This is a genomic window from Rathayibacter tanaceti (assembly GCF_009834165.1).
Classification (GTDB): domain Bacteria; phylum Actinomycetota; class Actinomycetes; order Actinomycetales; family Microbacteriaceae; genus Rathayibacter; species Rathayibacter tanaceti.
On the sequence record NZ_CP047186.1, the window covers coordinates 945692 to 971412 of the forward strand.

The window sequence follows — 25721 nt, forward strand, 5'->3', positions numbered from 1 at the left end:
GGAGACCGTATGCCTGTCGGGTCGCAGCGGAGTGGTGGTGCGTCCGGCTCCGTCCCGTGGACATGTCAGTCATCGCTGTATAGTCACTGCATGCTGACCAGTGCCTCCCGTCTCGACGTCATGAACCGCTTGGGTCGGGCGATGGCGGATCCGACGCGCTCGCGGATTCTGCTGTCCCTGATCGAGCAGCCCGGGCATCCCGGCGAGCTGGCGCAGACTCTCGGGTTGACGCGCTCGAACGTGTCGAATCACCTGACGTGCCTGCGAGGATGCGGCATCGTCGTGGCGATCCCGGAGGGGCGCGGCACTCGCTACGAGATCGCGGATCCGCATCTGTCGAAGGCGTTGACGTCGATGGTCGATGTGGTGCTCGCGGTCGATGACGGCGTGGAGTGCGCGGACGAGGACTGCGATGTCCCGCTGTGCTGCGGGGTGTCCGAGTGAGCGCGGAGTGCTGCGGTGGGGACGAGCCGGCCGCCCCGCGCCGCGCACTCGTGATGCGGTCGCCCCGCGCGGTGGACGCGTGCTGTGCGGCCGACGAGGCGCCGTCCGAAGGGGGTCGGCGCGCCCGCCCGGCGTCTGCGGAGCGCGAGCGGCACGACCACGTCGGCCCTTCCGGCTCGGACCACGATCAGCACGCCGACGACCACGACGGTGACTCCGCGGAGGAGTTCGTCCCGTGGTGGCAGGACCGGAGCGTCCTCATCCCGCTCGCTGCGGGCGTCCTGCTGCTTGTCGGCTACCTCCTGGAGTGGACGGGGCTGGACATCGCCGGGACCATCGTGCTCGGCGCGAGCCTGGTCGCCGGCGCATCGACGTTCGTGCCCGGCGCCGTGCGGCGACTGCTGCGCGGCACTCTCGGTGTCGGCCTGCTGATGACGATCGCCGCGGTCGGCGCCGTCCTCCTCGGCCACATCGGCGAGGCGGCGGCCCTGGCATTCCTCTTCTCGATCGCGGAGGCGCTCGAGGACCGCGCGATGGACAAGGCCCGCGGGAGCCTGCGCGCCCTCCTGGACCTGCTTCCGGCCACCGCGATCGTGTCCCGCCTGCACGGTGACGTCACGATCCCTGCGCGTGAGCTGCGCGAGCTCGATGTCCTCGTCGTGCGCCCCGGCGACCGGATCGCGACGGACGGTGTGGTCGTCTCCGGACGCAGCAGCATCGACACCTCCGCGATCACGGGCGAGTCGATCCCGGTCGAGGTCGATCCGGGCGATGTCGTCGCGGCCGGCTCGATCAACGGCGGCGGCGCCCTCCAGGTTGAAGCGACTGCAGCGGGGACCGACAACTCCCTGACGACGATCGTGCACCTGGTCGAGCAGGCCCACGCCCGCAAGGGCGATCGTGCGCGGCTCGCTGACCGCATCGCGAAGCCCCTCGTGCCCGCCGTGCTCCTGCTCGCCGCGGGCATCGCCCTGTTCGGCGTCCTGATCGGCGACGCCGGGACGTGGACCGAGCGAGCCCTCGTCGTGCTCGTCGCTGCATCCCCGTGCGCCCTGGCGATCGCGGTACCCGTGACGGTCATCTCCGCGATCGGTGCAGGCAGCCGCTTCGGGCTGATCATCACGTCCGGAGAGGCGTTCGAGCGCCTGGGCACGGTGCAGGTGGTCGCGTTCGACAAGACCGGCACGCTCACCGCGGGCCGCCCGAGCGTCACCGACGTCGCCACTGCGGCCGGTGCGTCCCGCGAGGACGTGCTCGCGGTCGCCGCCGCGCTCGAAGCGCACAGCACGCACCCGCTCGCCGCAGCGATCCTCGCCGCCACCTCGACGCCTGCTCCGGTGGTGGACGTGACGGAGCATCCCGGCGACGGGATCACCGGTGTTCTCGCTGGCGTCCCGGTGCGGGTCGGCAGCCCCCGCTGGGTGCCCGCCGGCGCCCTGTCCGTGCAGCTGGAAGCGATGGAGGGCGCCGGAATGACGGCCGTCGTCGTCGAGCGAGGAGGCACCGTGCTCGGTGTGATCGGGATACTTGACCAGCTCAAGCCTGAAGCGGCCGAGACGATCGCGGAGCTCGAGCGCCACCGCATCGGCACTCTCCTGCTCACCGGCGACAACACCCGCACCGCGCACGCGATTGCGAGCGAGGCGGGGATCTCCGATGTGCGCGCGGAGCAGAAACCAGCGGACAAGGCGGCGTCGATCGAGCAGATCCGCAGGCACCGCCGCGTCGCGATGATCGGAGACGGCATCAACGACGCCCCCGCGCTCGCGAGTGCGGACGTCGGGATCGCCCTGGGTGCGACCGGATCCGCGGCCGCCATCGAGTCCGCGGACGTCGCGTTCACCGGCACCGACCTGCGCCTGATTCCCGCCGCTCTCCTGCATGCGCGCCGGGGCCGCCGGATCATGACTGCCAACCTGCTGCTCGCGCTCGGCGTGATCGTCGTCCTCTTCCCCCTCGCCCTCACGGGAGTGCTGGGCCTGGCGGGAGTGGTGCTCGTGCACGAGCTCGCCGAGGTGGTCATCATCGCCAACGGCGTCCGCGCCGCCCGCCGCGCGACCGCGCCGCGCGCACCAGTGCCGATGGCGACGCCGGCGCGCCCGGTTCCGACGACAGCCGACCTTCCGGGTCGAGCCCGGTGATCACCACCAGGCGCCCTTGGTACGCTACGTCGACACCCGCCGCTCCGCCGCGCGCTCCGCGCACGACCAGGAAGACGCCCTCGTGACGAACCCGCACCCGGACGCCCCGCGCGCCGGTGCGCAGCGAACCCTCGCTCTCGTCCTCCTCGTCGTCGTCACGGCTCTCGCCCTTCTCCTCGGCCACCCGCTGGAGCGCCTGCACGACGCTCTTCCCGCCACGTCCGTCTCCGCGTCCACGGGCACGGCCGCAGACGCGCCGGTGGCGTCGGCGAGCGTCCCGGGCGTCGAGGATTCCGCGACGCTCGGCGGACTCGCGGAACTGTGCGCGATGCTCGCCGCTGTCTGCCTGGTCGTCGTCGCCGCCGTCGCTCTCGCCGCCCGAGCGCGGCCCGGGCAGGGGGCCATCGCCAGCACGGCACCCCCGGCGAAGGCGCTGCACGCTGTCCCACCCGCGGCGCGGGTGCGGCCGAGTCATGCCGCGAGCTGCGTCCCCCTCCGGCTGTAGGCCGATTACGCCGATCTGACGACCCTGTCGGCCGGCGCGCCTTCGCGCGCCCGCGACCGGTGTCAGGTCCCGCCGTCGACCGACCTTCCGCAGACCCTGGACACGCCATGCCCCACTCCTCTCCTTTCCGCTCACCCGTTCCCGGCAGCCGCAGAGCCGCGCGCGTTCTCGAGCGCCAGCACGCCACCCCTCTGCGACGCTCCTTCCGGCGGCCGCCTCGAACGCCACCCGCTCGTCGCGTGCTGCCGGCGGCCGCTGCCTTCTCCGCACTCGCGCTCGCCGCGGTCTCGGCCCTCCCCGGCGTCCTGCTTCCGCCCTCCAGCGAGGCCGCCGCGCCGACTCCGGGGGTCGCCACCACTGTCGGTGCTCAAGCCTTCGTCGCCTCCGACCTGCCGGACAGCATCGTCATCCGCGACAACTTCTCCGCCGCTGCAGCGCCCGCTCGCATCGTCGAGATCACCGCTCAGAACAGCGCCGCGGCCGCCGAGGACGAGACGGCCACCGATGACGACACGGGCGCCGCCTCCGAGACCGGCTCCACCGGAGCCGAGATCGGCAGCAGCGCCGTCCGCTGGCCCTTCCCGGTCGGCGTCCGCGTCTCGGACGACTACGGCCCGCGCACGGCACCCTGCGACGGATGCTCCACCTTCCACAAAGGCCTCGACATGACACCCGGCGCCGGGACCCCGATCAGCTCGGTCGCGGACGGCATCGTCCGGGAGACCGGGGAGACCGACACGGGCTTCGGCAACTACGCCGTCATCGACCATGTCGTCGGCGGCGAACTGGTGAGCACCCTCTACGCCCACATGCAGTGGGGGTCCCTCGCCGTCTCCGAAGGACAACCGGTGAAGGCCGGCCAGCGCCTGGGCGCGGTCGGGTCCACGGGGCAGAGCACCGGTCCTCATCTGCACCTCGAGGTGTGGGAGAACGGCACCGATCCGATCGATCCCTACGCCTGGCTCACCCGTCATGCCGCCTGAAGCAGACCTGCGCCACCGACGAGGAGCAGGCGCGGCCGTCCCCGCGTTCGTTCGATCAGGTGTGGTCGGAGGGCGTCGTGGGCTCTGATCACCCGCACGGCTCCGCCGTCTCCGCAGCCGGGAAGCACCGCCGGCCGCTCGTCGTCGCGTTCTGCCTCACGGCGGCGTACATGGTGGTCGAGTTCGTCGTCGGGTTCTCCCTCGATTCGCTGGCCCTCATCTCCGATGCCGCGCACATGGGCACGGACGTTCTCGGGCTGGGCATGGCTTTGGCCGCTATCACGCTCGCGTCCCGCGCGGCGACTTCGCAGCGCACCTACGGCTTCTACCGCCTGGAGGTGCTCGCGGCGCTGGCGAACGGGATCCTGCTCTTCGCTGTCGCCGGGTACGTGATCGTCGAGGCGGTGCAGCGGTTCTCCGACCCGCCCACCGAGACCACCACCCTCGTCTAGGCACTCATGACCTCCGGCACCCCTCGCTCCGCTCCGAGCGTCCGCCGGTGCGGGACCCGTCCGCGATGCCCCGGCCCCTCCGCCCGGTGAAGCGGACGAACATCCCGCCGCGGACTCCTCCCGGCCCTGACCCGACCCCACCTCCCGTCGTGCCGGCCCCGGCCCTGACAGAAAGCACCACTGTGACAACCAGCACCAAGGTCAACCTGATCGCGATCGCCGCGGCTCTCCTCGTCGTCGCGGTCGTCGCCGCGATCGCTGTGTTCCGGCCGTTCTCCCCCTCCCGAGAAGAGCTCGCCGCCGCGCCCCCCGTCATGGCGCAGAACACTCACGTGCTCGATGAGGCGGAGGACGGGAAGGTGACCCTCGTGGAGTTCCTCGACTTCGAGTGCGAGGTCTGCGGGGCCGTCTACCCGACGATCGAGCAGCTGCGCGAGGAGTACGCGGGCCGCGTCACCTTCGCAACCCGGTACTTCCCCATCCCCTCCCACCGGAATTCGGAGAACGCAGCGGTCGCCGTCGAGGCGGCTGCTCGGCAGAACCGGTTCGAGGAGATGTACGACCGGATGTTCCAGACGCAGGCGAGCTGGGGGGAGAGCCAGGACTCGAAGGCCGAGGTGTTCCGTGGCTTCGCCCAGGAGATGGGCCTGGACATGGAGCAGTACGACGCGGACGTCGCCGACCCGTCCACTCTCGAGCGGGTGCGATTCGACTTTGACGCGGGCGTGGATCTGGGCGTCCAGGGCACCCCGACCATCTTCGTCAACGGCGAAGCGATCCAGCTCGAGCGGATCGAGGACATCCAGGCCGCGCTCGACGCCGCGCTCGCCGCGTGAGCGGTCGGGATTCCCGATCGTCCCCGCGGAGCCGAACACGACTCTGGCTCACCAGCAGCAGGCCCGCCCGCCCCCTCGCGGCCCTCCCGGTACCCTGGAGCGCATGACCGAGAGCCAGCACGTCCGCGCCCGCGAGGCGGCCTCCGGCCGCGACCTGACGTACCCGCCGCTGCCCGAGGCCCTCGTGGTACCCGTCTACGACAACCACACCCACCTCGAGATCGCCGACGGTCTCGACCCCCTCGACTACCGCGAGCAGCTCGACCGAGCGTCCACGGTCGGCGTCCGCGGTGTCGTCCAGGTCGGCACCGACGTCGAGACCAGCCGCTGGTCGGCCGAGCGTGCGGCCTCCGAGCCGCGGATGCTCGCGGCCGTCGCGATCCACCCGAACGAGGCCCCCGAGTTGGAGGCGCGCGACGCGCTCGACGCCGCGCTCGCCGTCATCGCCGAGCTCGCCGAGCAGCCTCGGGTGCGGGCGATCGGCGAGACCGGGCTCGACTTCTTCCGCACCGGCGAGAGCGGCCGGGCCGCTCAGTTCCGCTCCTTCGAGGAGCACATCCGCATCGCCAAGGAGCACGACCTCGCGCTCCAGATCCACGACCGCGACGCGCACCGCGAGGTCATCGACACCCTCCGCCGGGTGGGTGCCCCCGACCGCACCGTCTTCCACTGCTTCTCCGGCGATGCCGAGATGGCCCGGATGTGCGCCGACGAGGGCTGGTACCTCTCCTTCGCGGGCACAGTCAGCTTCACCAATGCCGCGCCGCTGCGAGAGGCGCTCGCAGCCACTCCGCGCCACCTCATCCTCGTCGAGACCGACGCCCCCTACCTCGCGCCGACGCCGTTCCGCGGGCGGCCCAACGCGCCCTACCTCCTCCCGCACACCCTGCGCTCGATGGCCGCGACCCTCGAGACCGACGTCGGTCACCTGGCGGCGACGATCGCCTCCAACACGGAGGCGGTGTACGGAGAGTGGGGCGGTCAGGTCGGCGCCGAGCCGACGGAGCCCGTCGGGCCGCTCGCATGAGCGGCCGTCACGCCGCCGAGCCGAGCGCCGGGAGCGTCCCGCGCCTGCTCGGCCCCGCGGAGATCCGCGATCTCGCCTCGCTGCTCGAGGTCACTCCCACCAAGAAGCTCGGGCAGAACTTCGTGCACGACGCGAACACGGTGCGCCGCATCGTCAAGCTCGCCGGCGTGCGGCCGGGCGAGACCGTGGTCGAGGTCGGCCCTGGGCTCGGCTCCCTCACGCTGGGGCTCCTGGAGGCGGGGGCACGGGTCGTCGCGGTCGAGATCGACCGGCGCCTGGCCGAGCAGCTGCCGCTGACCGTCGAGCTGATGGCGCCGGGTGCCGACCTCGCGGTTGTGCAGGCCGACGCGATGAAGATCCTCGACGTGCCGGGGGACCCCGTGCGACTGGTCGCGAACCTTCCGTACAACATCTCGGTGCCCGTGCTGCTGCACTTCCTCGAGCACTTCGCCAGCATCCGGTCCGGAGTCGTCATGGTGCAGTCCGAGGTCGGCCACCGCCTCGCGGCCGGCCCCGGCTCGAAGGTGTACGGCGGGCCGAGCGTGAAGGCCGCCTGGTTCGGCTCGTGGTCGACCGGCGGCACGGTCTCGCGTCAGATCTTCTGGCCCGTGCCCCATGTCGACAGCGTGCTCGTCTCGTTCGAGCGCCACGAGGAGCCCGGCGACGAGACCCTGCGCCGCGCGGTCTTCGCGGTCGTCGACGCAGCTTTCGCTCAGCGGAGGAAGATGCTCCGCCAGTCGCTCGCCGCCCTCTTCGGAGACAGTGCTGCCGCCATCGCGGCGCTCGAATCGGCGGGGGTGGCGCAGACCGCTCGCGGAGAGGAACTCGACGTCGCCGCGTTCGTCCGCCTGGGCCGGACACTCGATCCCGAGCGGGTCCCGGTGCGCGGTGCCGCGGTGCCGGAGGGGTCGCTGGCGGCGTCCGACGGGCGCCTGGCGGGGACCGACGGAGGGTTCGACGACGCCGAGGCGGGGGCGCTCTCGGACGCGGACAGGCGCGCCTCCACCACCCTGTAGCGTGGATGCATGGCCCACCGCGAGACCTCCACCCGGGTCCACGCGCGGGCCCCCGGCAAGATCAACGTGTTCCTCAAGGTCGGCGCCGTGCGCGATGACGGGTACCACGAACTGGCCACCGCCTTCCAGTCGCTCTCGCTCTACGAGGACGTCTTCGCGAGCGAGGCCTCGGACTTCTCCGTCTCGTTCTCGGGCTCGATCGACACGAGCGCCCTCGCGGTCGACGGCTCCAACCTCGCGATCAAGGCGGCCCGCGCTCTCGCCCGTGCCACCGGCTACCGCGGCGGCGTACGCCTCGAGATCGAGAAGAACGTGCCGATCGCCGGCGGGATGGGCGGCGGCTCGGCCGACGCGGCCGCGACTCTCCTGGCCTGTGACGCGCTCTGGGGAACAGCCTGCACGCGCGAGCAGCTGCTCGGTATCGCCGCGAGTCTCGGTGCCGACGTGCCCTTCTCGTTCACCGGAGGCACCGCCGTCGGAGTCGGCCGGGGTGACGAGCTGAGCCCCGCGCTGGCGAAAGGCCGCTTCGAGTGGGTCATCGTGCTCTCGGAGGAGGGGCTGTCGACCCCGGAGGTGTACAGCGAGCTCGATCGGCACCGCGAGCGGCACCTGCACGATTTCCGCCCGATCGCTGCGACTCCCACGATCGACCCGAACGTGCTGCAGGCGCTGCGGGCCGGAGACGCGGCCATGCTCGCCGACGCGATGCACAACGACCTCCAGGCGCCGGCTCTGCACCTCCAGCCGGGGCTCGCGCGGATCCTCGAGCTCGGGGAGGGCCGCGGCGCCCTGGGCGGGCTGGTGTCGGGCTCCGGCCCGACCGTGGCGTTCCTCGCCGCCGATGCCGACGCTGCGCTCGATCTGCAGCTCGAGCTGAGCTCCGCGCGTCTGCGTGCGGTGCGCGTGGCGGGCCCGGTGCACGGGGCGCGACTGCTGTCGACGTAGTCCGCGCCGCGCGGAGGGGCCAGCACCTGTGCTGCCTCCGCGCGGATCTCGTGAACACCGGACGTGGGCCCCCGCTGATGGGCGCAGTCCTGGCGCCTCCCGCAGAGAAGATCCGACGCCGTGGCTTAGAGTGCCGCTCATGCCCCCCAGAAGAGCCACCCTCCTCGCGATCCTCTCGGGGATCGTGGCCGCCGCCGTATCCCTGGCGGCCGCCGAGGTCGTGGCGGTCTTCACGGGGGCAGCGGGGAGCCCTCTGTTCGCCGTCGGCGGTTTCGTCATCGACATCGTGCCTCCCGGCGTGAAGGACACGGTCATCGCCCTATTCGGCACCGCCGACAAGCTTGTGCTCCTCGTCTCGATCGGCTTCGCGCTCGTCCTGCTCGCCGTCGGCGCCGGACTGCTCGAGTTCCGCCGGCCGCCGTTCGGAGTCCTCCTGCTCGCCGTCGCCGCCGGGCTCGGCTCGCTGGCCGCCGTCAGCCGGGAGGGCGCCTCCGGGATCGATGCGGCCCCGAGCGTCGTCGGAATGGTCGCCGGTGCCGCGGTGCTGCGCTCCGCCTCGGTCCGCCTCCGCGGCTGGCAGGGGGAGCAGGAGAGCGCCGCGACCGATCGCCGCTCGTTCCTGAGGCTGATCGGAGTCTCGGGAGTCGTCGCCGTCGCCGTCGGCATCGGCGCACGCGTCGTCACCTCCGCCTCCGCCGCCGTGACAGCTGTGCGCGAGGCCGTGACCCTGCCGACCCCCGCGGCGAGCGCGCCCGCCGTTCCCGCCTCCGCCGTCCTCGACGGGATCGAGGGCATCAGCCCGTACATCACCCCCAACTCCGACTTCTACCGGATCGACACCGCCCTCTCGGTGCCCTCCGTCGAGCCGTCCGACTGGACGCTGCGCATCACCGGCATGGTCGAGGAGGAGATCGAGATCACCTGGGACGAGCTCCTCGCCCTCCCGCTGGAGGAGCACCTCGTCACCCTCTCGTGCGTCTCGAACGAGGTCGGCGGTGACCTCATCGGCACCGCGCGCTGGCTCGGCCATCCGATCCGCGAGCTGCTCGCCCGGGCCCGGCCGACGGCCGGCGCCGACATGGTGCTCTCGCGCAGCATCGACGGCTTCACCGCGTCCACTCCGCTCGACGTGCTCCAGGACGAGGCCCGCGCGAGCCTCCTCGCCGTGGGGATGAACGGCGAGCCGCTCCCCGTCGAGCACGGCTTCCCGGTGCGGATGGTCGTGCCGGGGCTCTACGGCTACGTGTCGGCGACCAAGTGGGTCGTCGAGCTGAAGGTCACGACGTTCGCCGAGGACCTCGCCTACTGGTCGACACGGGGCTGGACCGCTCGCGGCCCGATCAAGATCGAGTCGCGGATCGATGTCCCGCGGCAGGGGCAGCCGGTCGAGGCGGGCACGGTCGCCGTCGCCGGAGTCGCCTGGGCGCCGCACACCGGCATCGCCAAGGTCGAGGTGCAGATCGACGATGGCGCCTGGAAGGAGGCGCGCCTCGCCGAGGCGGTCACCGCCGACACCTGGATCCAGTGGGTGCACGAGTGGGAGGCTGCACCCGGCGACCATGTCGTCACGGTCCGCGCCACCGACGCGGACGGCACGGTGCAGACCATCGTCGAGCGCCCGCCCGCGCCGGACGGCGCGACCGGCCTGCACCGGCGGTCGGTCTCGGTCTCGCCGGCGCCCTCGAAGCGGTAGGCGGTCGGGTGCCAGCGCCTAGGCTGGACCCCTATGGCACATCTGCTGGGCGCCGAGGCGCTGCGACTCGAGTACCCCACGTGCGTGATCTTCGACGAGGTCTCCCTCGGCATCGAGGAAGGCGACCGCATCGGGATCGTCGGCCGCAACGGCGACGGCAAGTCCACCCTCCTTCGTCTGCTCGCGCAGCGCATCGAGCCCGACTCCGGCCGGGTCACCCATCGCCGAGGGGTGACACTCGGGATGCTCGACCAGGCGGACACGGTCGACGAGGAGCTCACCGTCGCCCAGGCCGTCGTCGGCGGTCTGGAGGAGCACGAGTGGGCGGGTGACGCGCGCACCCGCGACGTCATCGCCGGTCTGCTCCGCGACGTCCCGTGGGACGGAGTCGTCGGCTCGCTCTCGGGCGGGCAGCGCCGTCGCGTTGCGCTCGCGAAACTGCTCGTGGGCGACTGGGACGTCGTCTTCCTCGACGAGCCCACCAACCACCTCGACGTCGAGGGCATCGCCTGGCTCGCCGAGCATCTCCAGCGCCGCTGGGCGACCTCCTCGGGCGGTCTCGCGGTCGTGACGCACGACCGGTGGTTCCTCGACGAGATCTGCACCGCGACGTGGGAGGTGCACGACCGCATCGTCGAGCCCTTCGAGGGCGGCTACGCGGCCTACATCCTCCAGCGGGTCGAACGCGACCGGATGGCGTCCACGATGGAGGCCAAGCGCCAGAACCTGATGAAGAAGGAGCTCGCGTGGCTCCGCCGCGGCGCTCCGGCCCGCACCGCGAAGCCCAAGTTCCGCATCGACGCGGCCAATCAGCTGATCGAGGACGAGCCTCCCGTGCGCGACTCGGTCTCGCTCTCGCAGCTCGCCGTCTCGCGCCTGGGCAAGGACGTCGTCGACCTGCTCGACGTGACCGTCCGTTACGGCGAGCGGACCGTCCTCAACCGCGTCGAGTGGCGGATCGCGCCCGGTGAGCGCACCGGGATCCTCGGCGTCAACGGCGCGGGGAAGTCGACCCTCCTGGGTCTCGTCGCCGGCAGCGTGCAGCCGACGAGCGGTCGGGTGAAGCGCGGCACCACCGTGCGCGTGGCGATCCTCGACCAGCAGTTGCGCGAGCTGACGGAGGTGCAGCACCAGCCGGTCCGCGAGATCATCGCCCAGCAGCGCACCAGCTACGCCATCGGCGGCAAGGAGATGACTCCCGGGCAGCTCCTCGAGCGGCTCGGGTTCTCGAGCGCCCAGCTGTCGACGCCGGTGAAGGACCTCTCGGGCGGGCAGCGCCGGCGGCTCCAGCTGCTGCTGATCCTGCTCAGCGAGCCGAACGTGCTGATCCTCGATGAGCCGACCAACGACCTCGACACCGACATGCTCGCCGCGATCGAGGACCTGCTCGACTCCTGGCCCGGCACCCTGCTCGTCGTCTCGCACGACCGCTACCTGCTCGAGCGGGTCACCGACCAGCAGTACGCCGTGATGGAGGGCGCCTTCCGGCACCTGCCCGGCGGAGTCGAGCAGTACCTCGATCTGCGACGCGCGCTCGAGAAGGGGACGTCGGCCGCGTCCGCAGGCTCCTCCTCGTCGCCCGCCCCGTCCGGGCTGGCGGGGGCCGAGCGCCGCACCGCCGAGAAGGAGGTGTCGGCGATCGACCGGCGCCTGCACAAGCTGACCCAGCTCACGAAGACCGTGCACGAGAAGATGGCGACGCACGACCAGGACGACTACGACGGCATCCTGGCGCTGAACGCCACGCTCCGCGCGTACGAGGACGAGACCGCCGAGCTCGAGCTGCGCTGGCTGGAGCTCTCGGAGCAGCTCGAGGGCTGACGCTCGGGTGTCCTGCTGCTCGATTCGGCGGAGGTCGCGGTCCCCGCGGCCGACCACCGCGACGCCCTCTCTCGAGGTAGGCGCGGACCGCGCGCTCAACCGAAGTCGAGAGAGAGCTTGCGGAGCAGCTGCGCGAGCCGCTCCTGCTGCGCGTGCGTGAGCGCTCCGAGCAGCTCCTGCTCCGCGTCGACGAGCCGAGTGATCGCGGCGTCGACCCGCGCGAGCCCCGACGGCGTCATCTGCACCAGCACACCGCGGCCGTCGTTGGGGTCGTCGAGCCGCTCGACCAGCTCGCGCTCGACCAGGCGGTCGATCCGGTTGGTCATCGTGCCGCTGGTGACCATGGTCGCCTGGAGCAGCTGCTTCGGGCTCATCCGGTAGGGAGCCCCCGCGCGCCGCAGGGCCGAGAGCACGTCGAACTCCCACGTCTCGAGCTCGGACCGGCCGAAGGCGCTGCCGCGCGCACGCTCCAGCTGCTTGGCCAGTCTGCGCATCCGCGAGAAGACCTGCAACGGCGTGAAGTCGAGGTCGGGGCGCTCGCGCACCCAGGCGTCGACGATCCCGTCGACCTCGTCATTCGCACTCACCCCTCCATTGTGGCGGCTGGTCACCTCGCGAGACGCCGGGAGCCGTCCTGCTTCCGGCGCGGCGACGCGCGGCCACCACCGGTCGACGTCGACTCGCGAGTCGCGCCCGTGGCGTCGCGGCTGGGGGGAAGGGTCGGCGGATGGCAGGATGGACGGCGCGCGAGAGCGCGGTCCGCCATGGTGTAACGGCAGCACGGCAGCCTTTGGAGCTGTCCGGTCCAGGTTCGAATCCTGGTGGCGGAGCGGCACCGCACCGGTGCGCTCACGGAGGAGAACGCGAAGAACATGGCAGACAGCACGCTCGCCGTCGTGATCCTGGCGGCAGGCCAGGGCACCCGCATGAAGTCCCGCACCCCGAAGGTCCTGCACCGCCTCGCCGGCCGTCCGCTCCTCGGGCACGTTCTCGACACGGCCGCCTCGCTCGACGCCGAGCACGTCGTGACGGTCGTGCGCCACGAGCGCGAGCGGGTCGCGGAGGCGGTGCTCGAGCACACGCCCGGCGCGCTGGTCGTCGACCAGGACGAGACGCCCGGCACCGGTCGCGCGGTCGAGCAGGGTCTCGCCGCTCTGCCGGAGTCCTTCGCCGGCACGGTCGTGGTGCTCAGCGCCGACGTGCCGCTGCTCGACTCGCCGACCCTCCGCCGCCTGGTCGACGAGCACCTCGTCGCGGCGAACGCGCTGACCATGCTCTCCTGCGTGCTCGAGGACCCGACCGGCTTCGGCCGCATCGTCCGCGGCGGCGACGGTGCCTTCGCCTCGATCGTCGAGCAGAAGGACGCGAGCGCCGACGAGCTGGCCCTCACCGAGATCAATGCCGGCGTCTACGCCTTCGACGCCGCCGCGCTCCGCTCGGTGATCGGCGCGATCGGCACCGAGAACGCTCAGCGCGAGAAGTACCTCACCGATGCCGCCGCTGCGCTCAAGGCCGCCGGCCGCGCGATCGAGGCGGTCCCCGTGCAGGACCGCTGGCTCGTCGCCGGCATCAACGACCGCGCCCAGCTCGCCGACGCGGCGCTCGAGCTCAACGCGCGGATCGTGCGCCGCTGGCAGCTCGAGGGCGTCACCATCCAGGATCCGGCGACGACCTGGATCGACGTGGACGCGGTGCTCGCCCCGGACGTCGAGATCCTCCCCGGCACGCAGATCAAGGGCCCGACCGTCATCGCCACCGGCGCGGTGATCGGACCGGACACCACCCTGGACTCCTGCGAGGTCGGCGAGGACGCCGTGGTGAAGCGCTCGGACGCGACGCTCGCCGTGATCGGCGCGAAGGCTCAGGTGGGGCCGTTCTCGTTCCTGCGCCCCGGCACCGTGCTCGGCGCTCGCGGCAAGATCGGCGCCTACGTCGAGACCAAGAACGCCACCATCGGTGACGGCTCGAAGGTGCCGCACCTCTCCTACGTCGGCGATGCGACGATCGGCGAGGAGTCGAACATCGGCGCCGGCTCGATCTTCGCCAACTACGACGGAGTGACGAAGGCGTCCTCCGTCGTCGGCTCGCACGTGCGGGCCGGGTCGCACACCGTCTTCGTCGCCCCCGTTAGAATCGGTGACGGAGCGTACACGGGCGCCGGCACGGTCGTCCGCAAGGACATCCCCGCCGGAGCCCTCGGGATCACCGTCGCTCCGCAGCGCAACATGGCCGGGTGGGTCGAGGCCCACCGCCCGGGCACCGCGTCGGCCACCGCCGCCGAGGCAGCCCAGGCGTCGGAGCCCGCGGGCACCGAGCCGGTCACAGGAGGAAGCGGAGCACAGTGACGGCCATCACCGCCAGCAACAAGAAGAGCCTGGTCCTCGTCTCGGGCAGGGCGCATCCGGCACTGGCGGAGCAGGTCGCGGCCGAACTCGGCACCGAACTCGTGAACACCGAGGGCCGGACCTTCGCCAACGGCGAGCTGTACGTCCGCTACGGCGACAGCGTCCGCGGAGGCGACGTGTTCGTCCTCCAGTCGCACACGTCGCCGATCAACGAGTGGCTGATGGAGCAGCTGATCATGGTCGACGCCCTCAAGCGGGCGTCCGCCAAGCGGATCACCGTGGTCGCCCCCTTCTACCCGTACGCCCGCCAGGACAAGAAGGGCCGTGGTCGCGAGCCGATCTCGGCCCGCCTCGTGGCCGACCTGTTCAAGGCCGCCGGCGCCGATCGCATCATGTCCGTCGACCTGCACGCCGCTCAGATCCAGGGCTTCTTCGACGGCCCCGTCGACCACCTCTTCGCGATGCCCGTGCTGCTCGAGCACTTCCGCGAGAAGCTCGATCCGGCGACGCTCACCGTCGTCTCGCCCGACATGGGCCGCGTCCGCGTCGCCGACATCTGGAGCGACAAGCTCGGCGTCCCGCTCGCCATCATCCACAAGCGCCGCGACCCCAAGGTCGCCAATCAGGTCTCGGTGCACGAGATCGTCGGAGAGGTGCAGGGTCGCGTCTGCCTGCTCGTCGACGACCTGATCGACACCGGCCGCACCATCGCCAAGGCCGCGGAGGCTCTGAAGAAGGCCGGAGCCATCGGCGTCGTCGTCGCGGCGACCCACGCGGTGTTCTCGGACCCGGCCGTCGAGCTGCTGAGCTCGGAGTTCATCGACTCCGTGGTGGTCACCGACACCCTGCCGCTGCCGGACGACAAGAAGTGGGACCGCCTGACGGTGCTGCCGATCGCTCCGCTGCTGGCGCGGGCCATCCACGAGGTCTTCGACGACGGCTCCGTCACCTCGATGTTCGACGGGGACGCGTAGCGGAGGTTCGGGGCAGGGCTTCCGGCCCCCGCAGGCGGCAGCGCCCTAGGGTGAGGCCGTGCCCCTGCGAACGGATGCGACCCTCCCGCTCGCCGCGCTGTTCCTGGTCTGGGCGCCGGCCGCCGGGGCGGCGGGCTGGTGGCTCCTGCTCGGAGTCGCGCTGGCCGCGGCGACCGCGGCGCTGGGCGCCCTCGCCGATGCCGGGCGCCCGGTGCACGACGGCCCCTCGTCCGAGTGGCTCGGACTCGCGGGCCGCGCCTTCGCCGCCGCCGCGATCGCGCTGACGGCAGCCGACTCGGTGCTCGAGGCTGCGGCACGACCTGTCGCCGTGCTCCTTCTGCTGGGAGTCGCGGTCGTCGGTCTGCGGGGCGGAACGCTGCCGCCCCGCGCCGCACTGCTGCTCGCCGGACTGGTCGTGCTGCTCCTGGCCGCCGCAGCCGTCGTGCTCGCCGTGATCCCGGTCGAACGTCCCGTCGTCGAGGTGCGCCCCGAGGGCGGACTCCTCGGCGCGGGCACGGCAGCTGCCTTCCTCCTGATCCTCTTCCCGGTTCCCCGTCCCGGCACTGTGCCCGCCCTGCGGCCCGCGCTGCTGCGCATCGGCGTGTCGGCCCTCGCCGCGGCGTCGCTCGGAACGGGGGTGCTGCTCCTCGCCGGGCCGACCGTCCTCGCCGCCACCTCGACTCCGCTGCGCTCGCTCGCCGACGGCACGGCCGCCGCCCCGCTCGTCGGGGCTGCCGCGGTGCTCGCCGCGCCGCCGGCGCTGCTCGGGCTCGCCCGGAGCGACTCCCGCGCCCTCGTCCGGCTCGCCGACGCCGGGGAGATCCCCGCCCCGTTCGCCTCCCGTCACCGCCGGACGGGTGTGCCGGCCGCGGCCCAGTCCGTGCTCTGCCTCGTCGCGGTGCTCGCGGTCGTGATCCTCGACGCCGACGCGCTGCTCGCCTTCGCCGTCGCCGCTCTGCTGCTCGCCACGATCGTCCGCCGCCTCGCGCACGGAGCGGCGGGTGCACGCTGGCCGGGGATCGCCTCGGCGTCCGTGTCGCTGCTCCTGCTGCTGGCCCTCCCGGCGGCGACCGCTGCCGCAGCGGCCGTGCTCCTGGCGGGCTTGCTGATCGTGCGCGGGTTCCGCCGCTGACCCCCGATCAGCCCGCTGCCGACTCCCGCGCGCGTGCAGGCAGGAGCAGGGCGAGCGGATCGGCACGGACCCGGTCGAGCCCCGCTCTGATCGCTCCCAGCGCGACCGCTCGATCTCCGAGGGTGGAGGGCACGATCCGCGGGGCGGGAGCGTGCACGTGCGCGGCCACCCGGGTCGACACCTCGTCGAGCAGGGGAGCCGCGGAGCTAGCGAGCGCGCCGCCGACGACGATCAGCGAGACGTCGAGCAGGGTGGCCAGCGTCGCGGTGATCCGCGTGAGCCGCTCCGCGAGGCGCTCCACGACCGCTCCGGCGAGGGCGTCGCCGGCGAGAGCGGCCTCGAGCACCTGCTCGGCTCCGGGATTCTGCGCCGGGTCGAGCAGGGAGGCGCGCCGACCCGGCCGGGAGAGCGCCTCGCCGGCCCAGGTGCGGGCCAGCGCGGCGAGGCCCTCGGTCGAGCCCACACCCTCGACCAGCTCAAGGTAGCGCATCTCGCCGGTGAGTCCGCGGGCGCCGCGGAGCAGGGAGCCGCCGAGGACGACTCCCGCCCCCAACCGCTCACCCGAGAGGAGAGCGACATAGTCGTCGGAGCGGACGGCCGCACCCCGCCAGCCCTCGGCGAGGGCCGCGAGGTTGGCGTCGTTGTCGATGACCGGTGCCCAGCCGCGCCGGGCGAAGTGCTCGGTGAGCCCCGGGTTCATCGCGCTCCAGAAGCCCTTCGCGTCGTCAGGGGAGTCGCCCCGGGCGTCGACCGGTGCCGGGACCCCGAGGGTGATCGCGAGCACGGCGGAGTCGCCGACGCCGGCGTCGCGGAGGGCCGCATTGAGGACACGCTCGACGTCGGCGCGGCGCCGCTCCCGTGGGAGGTCCTCGATCCGCTCGTGATCGACGCTCTCGACGCGCCGGACCACGGTCTCGCCGAGCAGATCGGTGACGAGTACATCGACGCTGTGCTGCCCGGCGTCCACGCCGACCAGCACGCCGGCCCTCCTGCGCAGCGCGTAACGCCGGGCCGGGCGGCCCTTCACGTAGTCTCCTGCCTCGCGCTGGTTCGCGAGCTCCTCGAGCCAGCCGAGGCCGACCAGATCGTCGCAGACCCCGATGACCGTCGAGCGGGTGAGCCCGGTAGCGGCGATCAGACCGGAGGCGGTGACCGGCTCACCGCTCCAGGCGCTCGCGAGCACGTCGAGCGCGGTGCGCCGGCGCTGCGAGGAGAACGTGCTCTCGGGCATCCGCTCCCTCTTCCCTCGCGGCCCCGGGCCGGATCGGCTGCGACAGGACATCGAGCACTGGATTCTGCCAGTCCCGTGCGGTCGTCGGCGCACATCGACGGCCGCGGGCCACGGCACAGGCGCCCCTGCGCCTCGGATCGACGGATCCGCTGCGCAGGGGCGCCTGGTGCGCACCGGAAGCGGTGCGGCGGGGTCAGTGTGTCGAGGGGTCCTGCTCGACCTCGGAACGGTCGCCCGACCACAGCGTGTGGAAGGTGCCCTCCTTGTCGACGCGCTGGTAGGTGTGCGCGCCGAAGAAGTCGCGCTGGCCCTGCACGAGGGCGGCCGGGAGGCGCTTCGACGCGAGCGAGTCGTAGTACGAGAGCGCGGCACCGAAGCCCGGGATCGGGACGCCCGAGAGCGCGGCGGTCGAGACGATGCGGCGCCAGGCCGCCTCGCCGTTCGCGACGGCCTCGGCGAAGTAGGGGTCTTCGAGGAGGGTCGAGATCTCGGCGTTCTCGTCGTAGGCGTCGACGATGCGGTTGAGGAACTGCGCGCGGATGATGCAGCCGGCCCGCCAGATCTTGGCGACGGCTCCCTTGTCGATCTCCCACCCGTACTTCTCGGCCCCCGCGATGATCGCGTCGAAGCCCTGCGAGTAGGCGACGACCTTCGAGGCGTAGAGCGCAGCGCGCACGTCGTCCTCGAATCCGTCGTACTTCTCGACGGGCGTGGGCCGCGAGGCGACGCGCGCCTGCACGGCGGAGCGCTGCTCCGGCTTCGACGAGACGGCGCGGGCGAAGACGGCCTCGGCGATGCCGCCGACGGGCACGCCCAGGTCGAGCGCGTTCTGCACGGTCCAGACTCCGGTGCCCTTCGAGCCGGCCTGGTCGAGCACGATGTCGAGGAAGGGCTTGCCCGTTTCGGCGTCGACCTGGCGCAGCACCTCGGCCGTGATCTCGATCAGGTACGACTCGAGGTCGCCCTTGTTCCAGGCGTCGAAGACCTCGGCGATGGCGGCGGGCTCATGGCCGCCGACAGTGCGGAGCAGGTCGTACGCCTCGGCGATGAGCTGCATGTCGGCGTACTCGATGCCGTTGTGGATCATCTTGACGAAGTGGCCGGCGCCGTCCGTGCCGATGTGGGTGACGCAGGGCTCGCCCTCGGCGACCGCGGCGATCGAGGAGAGGATCGGGCCGAGGGTCTTGTACGACTCGACCGAGCCTCCGGGCATGATCGACGGGCCCTTGAGCGCGCCCTCCTCGCCCCCCGAGATGCCCGTGCCGACGAAGTGGATGCCGGTCTCGCGGACGGCCTTCTCGCGGCGGATGGTGTCGGTGAAGAGCGCGTTTCCTCCGTCGACGATAATGTCGCCGGGCTCGAAGACCTTCGTCAGCTGCTCGATCACGGCGTCGGTGCCGCGACCGGCCTGGACCATGATGATCGCCGTGCGGGGTGTGGCGAGCGAGGCGGCGAAGTCCTCGATCGTCTCGGAGGCGACGAAGGCCGCCTCGGGGTGCTCGGTGATGAGGGTCTCGGTGCGGCCGTAGGAGCGGTTGTAGACCGCCACGGTGTTGCCCTCGCGGCTGGCGAGGTTGCGGGCGAGGTTCGACCCCATCACCGCCAGACCGACGACTCCGATGTTGGCTGTGGCGGTGGGCTTGTCAGACACGGTTCTCCTCGACATACGCTTTCAGGGGCGCCTCCAGGCTAGCCCCGGGCCGCCGGTGGGAGCCCGGGTCCGAGCCGTCTCCCGGCTGCACATCGGTCGTTGCGCGCACGCACGCTCTTGCGCGTCCGCGGGATTCCGCGGACGGCGTTCGAGGAGTCGGACCGCTCACGCTCCGTGCCCCGCGGGCACGCGCTCGGACGGGATCGGCGGCGGCGGGGGAGTGCCGTCGCCGAAGGGGCGGCCGCCGAGCTCCTGGCGGCCGGAGGGGACCAGCCAGCCGGACAGATCGGGGCCCTTCGGCACGACTCCGGTCGGGTTGATGTCGCGCTGCACCTCGTAGTAGTGCGACTTGATGTGCACGAAGTCGATGGTGTCGCCGAACCCCGGAGTGGAAACAGGTCACGCGCGTAGCCCCAGAGCGCGGGCATCGCCGAGAGCAGGTTCCGGTTGGTCTTGAAGTGGCTGTAGTAGACCGCGTCGAAGCGGGCGAGCGTGGTGAACAGGCGCACATCCGCCTCGGTGATCGTGTCGCCGACGAGGTAGCGGCGGGTGCTCAGCCGCTCCTCCAGCCAGTCGAGCCGCGCCCAGAGGCGGCCGTAGGCCCGATCGTAGGAGCGCTGCGAGCCGGCGAAGCCGCACTTGTACACCCCGTTGTTGACGTCGTGGAAGACCAGTTCGGCGACCTCGTCGATCTCGTCGCGGTGCTCCTCGGGGTAGAGGTCCGGGGCGCCCTCGCGATGGAACGCGGTCCACTCGGTCGAGAAGTCGAGCGTCATCACGGGGTAGTCGTTGGTGACGACCTGCCCGCTCGGGATGTCCACGACGGCCGGCACGGTGATCCCGCGCGGGTAGTCGGGGAAGCGGGCGAAGAACGCGTCCTGGAGGCGCGGGATGCCCAGAACGGGATCGACCCCGCCCGGATCGAGGTCGAAGGTCCAGCTGCGCTTGTCGTGGGTCGGTCCGCAGATGCCCATCGAGAGGGCGTCCTCGAGTCCGAGCAGCCGCCGCACGATCACGGCGCGGTTCGCCCAGGGGCACGCGCGGGAGACGACGAGGCGGTAGCGCCCCGCCTCCGCCGGGTAGCCGTCCCGGCCGTCGGCGGTGATCCGCGTCGGGATGTAGGTGGTGTCGCGGTGGAAGCCGTTCTTCTCGACGTAGGAGCCGAAGTCGTCGCTCGTCATACCGGCACGGTAGTCAGCGAGCCTGGACTTCCGGCTCCGAGCGGGGCAGCACGGACGAGTGCTGGCGGGTGGCCGGGATGCCGGGTAGGATCGGCAGCTGAACTTCGGCGAGGGATGCACGTGCATCCGTGATCGACGCGGTGGAAGCAGGCGAGGCCCCCACGGGGCGCCACGGACTTCTCCTCACGCTGACATGCGTTCGAGTCGACAAACCGTCCGTGGCCGCGAGGCCACGACCCGATCCGGTGGCGCCGTGCGCCGCCCAAGGAGAACATCATGGCTGAACTGACCAACAAGGTCGTCGTCGAGGTCCGCACCTCGTTCGGCAAGGGCGCCGCCCGCAAGATCCGGGCGCAGGACAAGATCCCCGCGGTCCTCTACGGCCACGGCACCGAGCCCCAGCACCTCACCCTCCCCGGCCACCAGGTGCTCCTGCTCACCCGCAAGGCCAACGCGATCCTCGAGCTCGACATCGAGGGCGCGTCGCAGACCACCCTGGTGAAGGACATCCAGCGCGACCCGGTGCGCCAGATCATCGAGCACATCGACCTCGTCGTCATCAAGAAGGGCGAGAAGGTCGAGGTCGACATCCCCGTGCACGTCGAGGGCGACGCCGCTCCCGGCACCCTCGTCTCGATCGAGTCGAACACCCTCTCGCTCGAGGTCGACGCCACGCGCATCCCGCAGAACATCGTCGTCTCCGTCGAGGGCCTCGAGGCGGGCACGCAGATCACCGCCGCCGACGTCACGCTGCCCGAGGGCGCGACGCTGGTCACCGACGCCGAGATCCTCATCGTCAACGTCACCGCCGAGGTCGAGCAGGACCTGGGCGACGGCGAAGAGACGCCCGCGTCGGGCGACGTCGTCGCCGAGTCCGCGGAGTAGTCCGCACCACCCGCACCGTCCGGACGGGCCCGCCGCGATCGCGAGCGGGCCCGTTCCGCATCCGGGGAGCCGCCTCCCGCCGCCACGAGGACTCCCGCCGCCACGAGAACTCCCGCCGCCATGAGAAGAGGAACCGCATGAGCGACACCTGGCTGGTCGTCGGCCTCGGCAACCCGGGCGCGCAGTACGCGCGCAACCGGCACAACGTCGGCCAGATGGTGCTCGACGAGCTCGCGACGCGGATCGGCGGCTCGTTCCGGCGGCACACCCGCGCGAACGCCCTGGTCGCCGAGGGCTTCCTCCGCCCGGGCGGCCCGAAGCTGGTGCTGGGCAAGCCGAACAGCTTCATGAACCTCTCGGGCGGCCCGACCTCGCAGCTGCTCGACTTCTTCTCGGTCGACCCGTCTCGCCTGATCGTCGTGCACGACGAGCTCGACATCCCGTTCGACACTCTGCGCCTCAAGCAGGGCGGCGGCCATGGCGGCCACAACGGCATCCGCGACATCCTGGCGGCGACCGACGGGGCCGAGTTCCTGCGCGTGCGCGTGGGCATCGGCCGCCCGCCCGGCCGCCAACAGGCCGCCGACTTCGTGCTCAAGGACTTCGCGGGCCCCGAGCGCGAGGCGCTGCCGATCCTCGTGTCGGACGCCGCCGACGCCGTCGAGCTGATCGCCGACTCCGGACTCTCGGCAGCCCAGCTGAAGTTCCACACCAGCGCCTGACCCGCCACCGCCGACCCCGCCACTGAGGGAACCCCGGACCGGGGTTCCCTCGCTGCGGCCCGCGCGGGGGGCGGCCGTAAACTACACAGGTGCCCCTCAACGAGATCATCTCGGCGCTGTCGCGCGCCTCCACGTTCGACGACGCACTGGCGTACGCGACCCGCAACGCCGACTTCTCGGTCGCCGACGGCCTCCGGGTGCCATTGCTGGCCGGCCTCCTCGAGCGGCGGGCGGAGGCGGGTCGCCCGCAGGCGGCGCTCGTCGTGACCGCGACGGGCCGCGACTCCGAGAACGTGCGCGCCTCCCTCGGCTGCGTCCTCCCCGAGGCCGATGTGGTCGAGTTCCCCGCGTGGGAGACGCTGCCGCACGAGCGCCTGAGCCCGAGCGCCGAGATCGTCGGCCGGCGGCTCGACGCGCTGCGGCGGATGAAGCACTGGTCGGGGGAGCGTCCGCTCGTGGTCGTCGCCTCGGTGCGCGCCGCCCTGCAGCCCGTCGCGGACAACCTGGCCGACATCGAGCCGATCCGCCTGGTGAAGGGCGGGCGCGGCTACGATCTCGGCCGCATCGCCGCCGAGCTGGTCGATCTGGCGTACGCGCGGGTCGACATGGTCACCCGGCGGGGCGAGTTCGCGGTGCGCGGCGGCATCCTCGACGTGTTCCCGGCCGTCGCCGAGCATCCGAGCCGGGTGGACTTCTTCGGGGACGAGGTCGACTCCCTCCGTGGCTTCTCCGTCGCCGATCAGCGCTCGCTGCCGGGCGAGGCTGAGTCCGTCGTCCTGCCCCCGAGCCGCGAACTGCTGCTCGTGCCGGCCGTCCGCCAGCGTGCGCGCGAGATGCTGCACGAGTTCCCCAGCCTGTCGGTCATGCTCGCGAAGATCGCCGAGGGGATCCCGGTCGAGGGGATGGAGTCCCTCGCGCCCGCGCTCCTGGAGCGGCTCGTCCCGATCTCGCACTACCTCCCCGAGGGCGCGGCCGTCGCCGTGCTCGCCCCCGAGCGGGTCGCGACCCGCGCGATCAGCCTCGCCGAGACGAACCGCGAGTTCCTCCAGGCCGCGTGGAGCGCGGCGACGGCCGGGGCGGAGGCGCCGATCGATCTCGCGTCGGGCGAGTTCATCTCGCTCGGCGCGCTGCGCGACTCCGTGACGGTCAGCGCCCCCGGCACCGAGGCTCCCGATCACCCGTGGTGGACGATGAGCACGTTCCGCCAGGGTCCCGCCGCGGGCGAGGCCGAGGTGCTGCCGGAGGAGCTCGGCATCGACGAAATCCTCGCCGTTCGGGTCGAGGGCGAGCCGGTCCCCGGATTCGGCGCCAACGTCGAGGGCGCGCTCGCGCACGTCCACTCGCGGCTCGCCGACGGCTGGACGGTCGTGCTGACGGCCCCCGGCACGGGCACCGTGGAGCGCACCGACCAGGTGCTCGCCGAGCACGAGGTCGCCGCCCGCATCGTCGCCGACCTGCCGCCGGCTCTCGAGCCGGGTCTCGCCTACGTCGTGCAGGCCTCCGTCGATCACGGCTTCGAGGTCGAGGAGGCGAAGCTCGCGCTGCTCACCGACACCGAGTTCTACGGGCGCGCCGTCGGCTACGACTCCCGCGCCGTGAAGAAACTGGCGTCGCGTCGCAAGAACGTCGTCGATCCGCTGCAGCTGACGCCCGGCGACCACGTGGTGCACGCCACCCACGGCATCGGCCGCTTCGTCGAGCTCTCCCAGCGCGAGGTCTCGAGCGGCGGGCGCAACGCAGTGAAGACCAAGCGCGAGTACCTCGTGCTCGAGTACGCCCCGAGCAAGCGCGGGTTCCCGGGCGACAAGCTCCTCGTCCCGACCGACCAGCTCGACCTGCTCTCGCGCTACGTCGGCGGCGAGGCCCCGGCGCTGAGCAAGATGGGCGGGAGCGACTGGGCGCAGGCGAAGAGCAAGGCGCGCCGCGCGGTCCGCGACATCGCGGTCGAGCTGGTGAAGCTCTACTCCGCCCGGATGGCCTCCCGTGGGCACGCGTTCCCACCGGACACCCCGTGGCAGCGCGAGCTGGAGGAGGCCTTCCCCTTCGCGGAGACGCCCGACCAGCTCACCGTGATCGACGAGGTCAAGGCCGACATGGAGCGGCCCATCCCGATGGATCGCCTGCTCTCGGGCGATGTCGGCTTCGGCAAGACCGAGGTCGCCGTGCGCGCCGCGTTCAAGGCCATCCAGGACGGCAAGCAGGTCGCGATGCTCGTGCCGACGACGCTGCTCGTCCGCCAGCACCTCGAGACGTTCCAGGAGCGCTTCGCCGGGTTCCCCGTGCACCTGCGCGCGCTCAGCCGCTTCCAGACGCCCAAGGAGTCGAAGGAGACGATCGACGGCCTGGCCGACGGCACGGTCGACATGGTCATCGCGACCCACCGCCTCCTCTCCGACAACATCGCTTTCAAAGACCTCGGCCTCCTCGTCATCGACGAGGAGCAGCGCTTCGGCGTGGAGCACAAGGACAAGCTGAAGGCGCTGAAGAAGAACGTCGACATCCTCGCAATGAGCGCCACGCCGATCCCGCGCACGCTCGAGATGGCGGTGACCGGCATCCGCGAGATGTCGACGCTCGCCACGCCGCCGGAGGAGCGCCACCCGATCCTGACCTTCGTCGGCCCGTACTCCGAGAAGCAGATCTCGGCCGCGATCCGGCGCGAGCTGCTGCGGGAGGGTCAGGTGTTCTTCGTGCACAACCGCGTCTCCACGATCAACCGTGTCGCCTCGCAGCTCGCCGAGCTCGTGCCGGAGGCGCGCATCGCGGTTGCGCACGGCAAGCTGAGCGAGGCGCAGCTCGAGCGGATCATCGTCGACTTCTGGGAGCGCAAGTTCGATGTGCTGGTCTCGACGACCATCGTCGAGACCGGTCTCGACATCCCCAACGCCAACACGCTGATCGTCGACCGCGCCGACAAGTACGGGCTCTCGCAGCTGCACCAGCTGCGCGGACGCGTGGGGCGCGGGCGAGAGCGCGCCTACGCCTACCTCCTCTACGACGAGATGAAGCCGCTCAGCGAGACCGCGCACGATCGGCTGCAGACGCTCGCCGCCAACTCCGACCTCGGCGGCGGCATGCAGATCGCGCTGAAGGACCTCGAGATCCGCGGCGCGGGCAACCTCCTCGGCGGCGAGCAGTCCGGCCACATCCAGGGCGTGGGCTTCGACCTCTACCTGCGGATGATCGGCGAGGCCGTCGACACTTTCCGCGGCGAGGTGGCCGAGGGGCAGACCGAGCTCCGACTCGAGCTGCCCGTCGACGCGCGCATCCCGGAGGAGTACGTCGACAGCGAGCGGTTGCGCCTGGAGGCGTACCAGAAGCTGTCGGCCGCGTCGTCGCCGACCGCGAAGGAGGGGAGCATCGACCTGGTGGTCGAGGAGCTGACCGATCGCTACGGCGAGCTTCCCGAGGCGGTCGAGAACCTCATCCTGGTGTCGCGGCTGCGGATGCGCGCGCAGAAGGCGGGCCTCAGCGACGTGGTTGCGATGGGCTCGAACGTGCGGGTCGCCCCCGCGCACCTGCCCGACTCGATCCAGGCGCGCCTGCGCCGGATGTACCCGGGTGCGAAGTACCTCCAGCAGGCCGATGCGGTCGTGGTGCCGATGCCGGTGCTCGACGGCGTGCCGCTCGGTGATCGGGCGCTCATCGAGTGGGTGGCGTCGCTCCTCGATGCGATCTTCCCGGAGCCGGTCCCCGTCTGAGCGGCGATCTGCGCGGCCGCTCGCGGGCGGCTGGCA

General features: G+C 71.9%; 19 protein-coding genes, 1 tRNA gene and 2 pseudogenes. 18 read left to right on the forward strand and 4 right to left on the reverse strand.

Features of this window, described 5'->3' with window-relative positions:
• Positions 1-90: 90 nt before the first annotated feature.
• From cmtR to GSU10_RS04535, 11 genes and pseudogenes are all read left to right on the forward strand, one after another.
• On the forward strand, positions 91-444 hold the full coding sequence (cmtR, locus tag GSU10_RS04485) for a Cd(II)/Pb(II)-sensing metalloregulatory transcriptional regulator CmtR (protein WP_068211556.1): 354 nt from the start codon (positions 91-93) through the stop codon (positions 442-444).
• Positions 445-497: 53 nt separating this feature from the next.
• Positions 498-2585: a heavy metal translocating P-type ATPase gene (locus GSU10_RS04490; RefSeq protein WP_132504508.1), complete on the forward strand. Its 2088-nt coding sequence runs from the start codon at positions 498-500 to the stop codon at positions 2583-2585.
• A 16-nt stretch (positions 2586-2601) separates the two neighbouring features.
• Positions 2602-3090: a hypothetical protein gene (locus GSU10_RS04495; RefSeq protein WP_068211801.1), complete on the forward strand. Its 489-nt coding sequence runs from the start codon at positions 2602-2604 to the stop codon at positions 3088-3090.
• Positions 3091-3329: 239 nt separating this feature from the next.
• Complete coding sequence (locus GSU10_RS04500) at positions 3330-4073, forward strand: M23 family metallopeptidase (protein WP_082845187.1); 744 nt, start codon at positions 3330-3332, stop codon at positions 4071-4073.
• A gap of 77 nt (positions 4074-4150) precedes the next feature.
• Positions 4151-4525, forward strand: a complete 375-nt coding sequence (locus GSU10_RS04505; RefSeq protein WP_082845191.1) for a cation diffusion facilitator family transporter — start codon at positions 4151-4153, stop codon at positions 4523-4525.
• Between the two features lie 182 nt (positions 4526-4707).
• A complete protein-coding gene (locus tag GSU10_RS04510; protein ID WP_068211800.1) occupies positions 4708-5361 on the forward strand; it encodes a DsbA family protein in 654 nt (217 codons plus the stop codon).
• Between the two features lie 103 nt (positions 5362-5464).
• Complete coding sequence (locus GSU10_RS04515; protein ID WP_132504512.1) at positions 5465-6388, forward strand: TatD family hydrolase; 924 nt, start codon at positions 5465-5467, stop codon at positions 6386-6388.
• Positions 6385-7239: pseudogene (gene rsmA, locus GSU10_RS04520) on the forward strand (16S rRNA (adenine(1518)-N(6)/adenine(1519)-N(6))-dimethyltransferase RsmA); the annotation flags it as partial. The gene GSU10_RS04515 and the pseudogene rsmA, both read left to right, overlap by 4 nt.
• A gap of 174 nt (positions 7240-7413) precedes the next feature.
• Positions 7414-8349, forward strand: coding sequence for a 4-(cytidine 5'-diphospho)-2-C-methyl-D-erythritol kinase (locus tag GSU10_RS04525; RefSeq protein ID WP_068211798.1), 936 nt, complete (start codon positions 7414-7416; stop codon positions 8347-8349).
• Between the two features lie 139 nt (positions 8350-8488).
• Positions 8489-10042, forward strand: coding sequence for a molybdopterin-dependent oxidoreductase (locus GSU10_RS04530; protein ID WP_068211803.1), 1554 nt, complete (start codon positions 8489-8491; stop codon positions 10040-10042).
• 33 nt (positions 10043-10075) lie between these two features.
• Positions 10076-11863, forward strand: a complete 1788-nt coding sequence (locus GSU10_RS04535) for an ABC-F family ATP-binding cassette domain-containing protein (protein WP_068211796.1) — start codon at positions 10076-10078, stop codon at positions 11861-11863.
• 95 nt (positions 11864-11958) lie between these two features.
• Here GSU10_RS04535 and GSU10_RS04540 read toward each other — a convergent pair whose 3' ends face one another.
• On the reverse strand, positions 11959-12450 hold the full coding sequence (locus GSU10_RS04540) for a MarR family winged helix-turn-helix transcriptional regulator (RefSeq protein ID WP_068211795.1): 492 nt from the start codon (positions 12448-12450) through the stop codon (positions 11959-11961).
• Between the two features lie 171 nt (positions 12451-12621).
• Between GSU10_RS04540 and GSU10_RS04545 the strand changes: the two genes are divergently transcribed.
• The 4 genes from GSU10_RS04545 (at position 12622) to GSU10_RS04560 (ending at position 16314) form a co-directional block, all read left to right on the forward strand.
• Positions 12622-12693: transfer RNA gene (locus tag GSU10_RS04545), tRNA-Gln, on the forward strand.
• Positions 12694-12735: 42 nt separating this feature from the next.
• The gene (gene glmU / locus GSU10_RS04550; protein ID WP_132504576.1) at positions 12736-14208 is read left to right on the forward strand and encodes a bifunctional UDP-N-acetylglucosamine diphosphorylase/glucosamine-1-phosphate N-acetyltransferase GlmU; all 1473 of its coding nucleotides are present in this window, start codon (positions 12736-12738) and stop codon (positions 14206-14208) included.
• Positions 14205-15182, forward strand: coding sequence for a ribose-phosphate diphosphokinase (locus GSU10_RS04555; protein ID WP_132504514.1), 978 nt, complete (start codon positions 14205-14207; stop codon positions 15180-15182). Before glmU ends, GSU10_RS04555 begins: the two co-directional genes overlap by 4 nt.
• A 58-nt stretch (positions 15183-15240) precedes the next feature.
• On the forward strand, positions 15241-16314 hold the full coding sequence (locus GSU10_RS04560) for a hypothetical protein (protein WP_132504516.1): 1074 nt from the start codon (positions 15241-15243) through the stop codon (positions 16312-16314).
• A gap of 7 nt (positions 16315-16321) precedes the next feature.
• On the opposite strand, the gene GSU10_RS04565 is transcribed toward GSU10_RS04560, so the two are convergent.
• The 3 genes and pseudogenes from GSU10_RS04565 to GSU10_RS04575 all read right to left on the reverse strand — a co-directional run bounded on the left by GSU10_RS04565 (position 16322) and on the right by GSU10_RS04575 (position 20377).
• A complete protein-coding gene (locus GSU10_RS04565; RefSeq protein WP_158286077.1) occupies positions 16322-17545 on the reverse strand; it encodes an ROK family protein in 1224 nt (407 codons plus the stop codon).
• A gap of 193 nt (positions 17546-17738) precedes the next feature.
• Positions 17739-19142: an NADP-dependent phosphogluconate dehydrogenase gene (gndA, locus tag GSU10_RS04570; RefSeq protein ID WP_241972893.1), complete on the reverse strand. Its 1404-nt coding sequence runs from the start codon at positions 19140-19142 to the stop codon at positions 17739-17741.
• A 219-nt stretch (positions 19143-19361) separates the two neighbouring features.
• Positions 19362-20377 (reverse strand): annotated as a pseudogene (locus tag GSU10_RS04575) (glutathione S-transferase family protein).
• Between the two features lie 276 nt (positions 20378-20653).
• Here GSU10_RS04575 and GSU10_RS04580 point away from each other — a divergent pair.
• From GSU10_RS04580 to mfd, 3 genes are all read left to right on the forward strand, one after another.
• Positions 20654-21262 carry a 50S ribosomal protein L25/general stress protein Ctc gene (locus GSU10_RS04580; protein WP_082845222.1) on the forward strand — a complete coding sequence of 203 codons (609 nt, stop codon included), beginning with the start codon at positions 20654-20656 and terminating at the stop codon, positions 21260-21262.
• A gap of 137 nt (positions 21263-21399) precedes the next feature.
• Complete coding sequence (pth, locus tag GSU10_RS04585; RefSeq protein WP_068212223.1) at positions 21400-21984, forward strand: aminoacyl-tRNA hydrolase; 585 nt, start codon at positions 21400-21402, stop codon at positions 21982-21984.
• Positions 21985-22073: 89 nt separating this feature from the next.
• Positions 22074-25685: a transcription-repair coupling factor gene (gene mfd / locus GSU10_RS04590; RefSeq protein WP_068212222.1), complete on the forward strand. Its 3612-nt coding sequence runs from the start codon at positions 22074-22076 to the stop codon at positions 25683-25685.
• Positions 25686-25721 lie beyond the last annotated feature (36 nt).

Excerpts from the sequence above, each read along its gene's own strand:
- GSU10_RS04515 (WP_132504512.1), top strand. The coding sequence starts at position 5,465 with ATGACCGAGAGCCAGCACGTCCGCGCCCGCGAGGCGGCCTCCGGCCGC.
- GSU10_RS04525 (WP_068211798.1), top strand. The coding sequence starts at position 7,414 with ATGGCCCACCGCGAGACCTCCACCCGGGTCCACGCGCGGGCCCCCGGC.
- GSU10_RS04530 (WP_068211803.1), top strand. The coding sequence starts at position 8,489 with ATGCCCCCCAGAAGAGCCACCCTCCTCGCGATCCTCTCGGGGATCGTG.
- gndA (WP_241972893.1), bottom strand. The coding sequence starts at position 19,142 with ATGGGGTCGAACCTCGCCCGCAACCTCGCCAGCCGCGAGGGCAACACC.
- cmtR (WP_068211556.1), top strand. The coding sequence starts at position 91 with ATGCTGACCAGTGCCTCCCGTCTCGACGTCATGAACCGCTTGGGTCGG.
- GSU10_RS04535 (WP_068211796.1), top strand. The coding sequence starts at position 10,076 with ATGGCACATCTGCTGGGCGCCGAGGCGCTGCGACTCGAGTACCCCACG.
- glmU (WP_132504576.1), top strand. The coding sequence starts at position 12,736 with ATGGCAGACAGCACGCTCGCCGTCGTGATCCTGGCGGCAGGCCAGGGC.
- GSU10_RS04580 (WP_082845222.1), top strand. The coding sequence starts at position 20,654 with ATGGCTGAACTGACCAACAAGGTCGTCGTCGAGGTCCGCACCTCGTTC.
- GSU10_RS04490 (WP_132504508.1), top strand. The coding sequence starts at position 498 with ATGCGGTCGCCCCGCGCGGTGGACGCGTGCTGTGCGGCCGACGAGGCG.
- pth (WP_068212223.1), top strand. The coding sequence starts at position 21,400 with ATGAGCGACACCTGGCTGGTCGTCGGCCTCGGCAACCCGGGCGCGCAG.
- GSU10_RS04565 (WP_158286077.1), bottom strand. The coding sequence starts at position 17,545 with ATGCCCGAGAGCACGTTCTCCTCGCAGCGCCGGCGCACCGCGCTCGAC.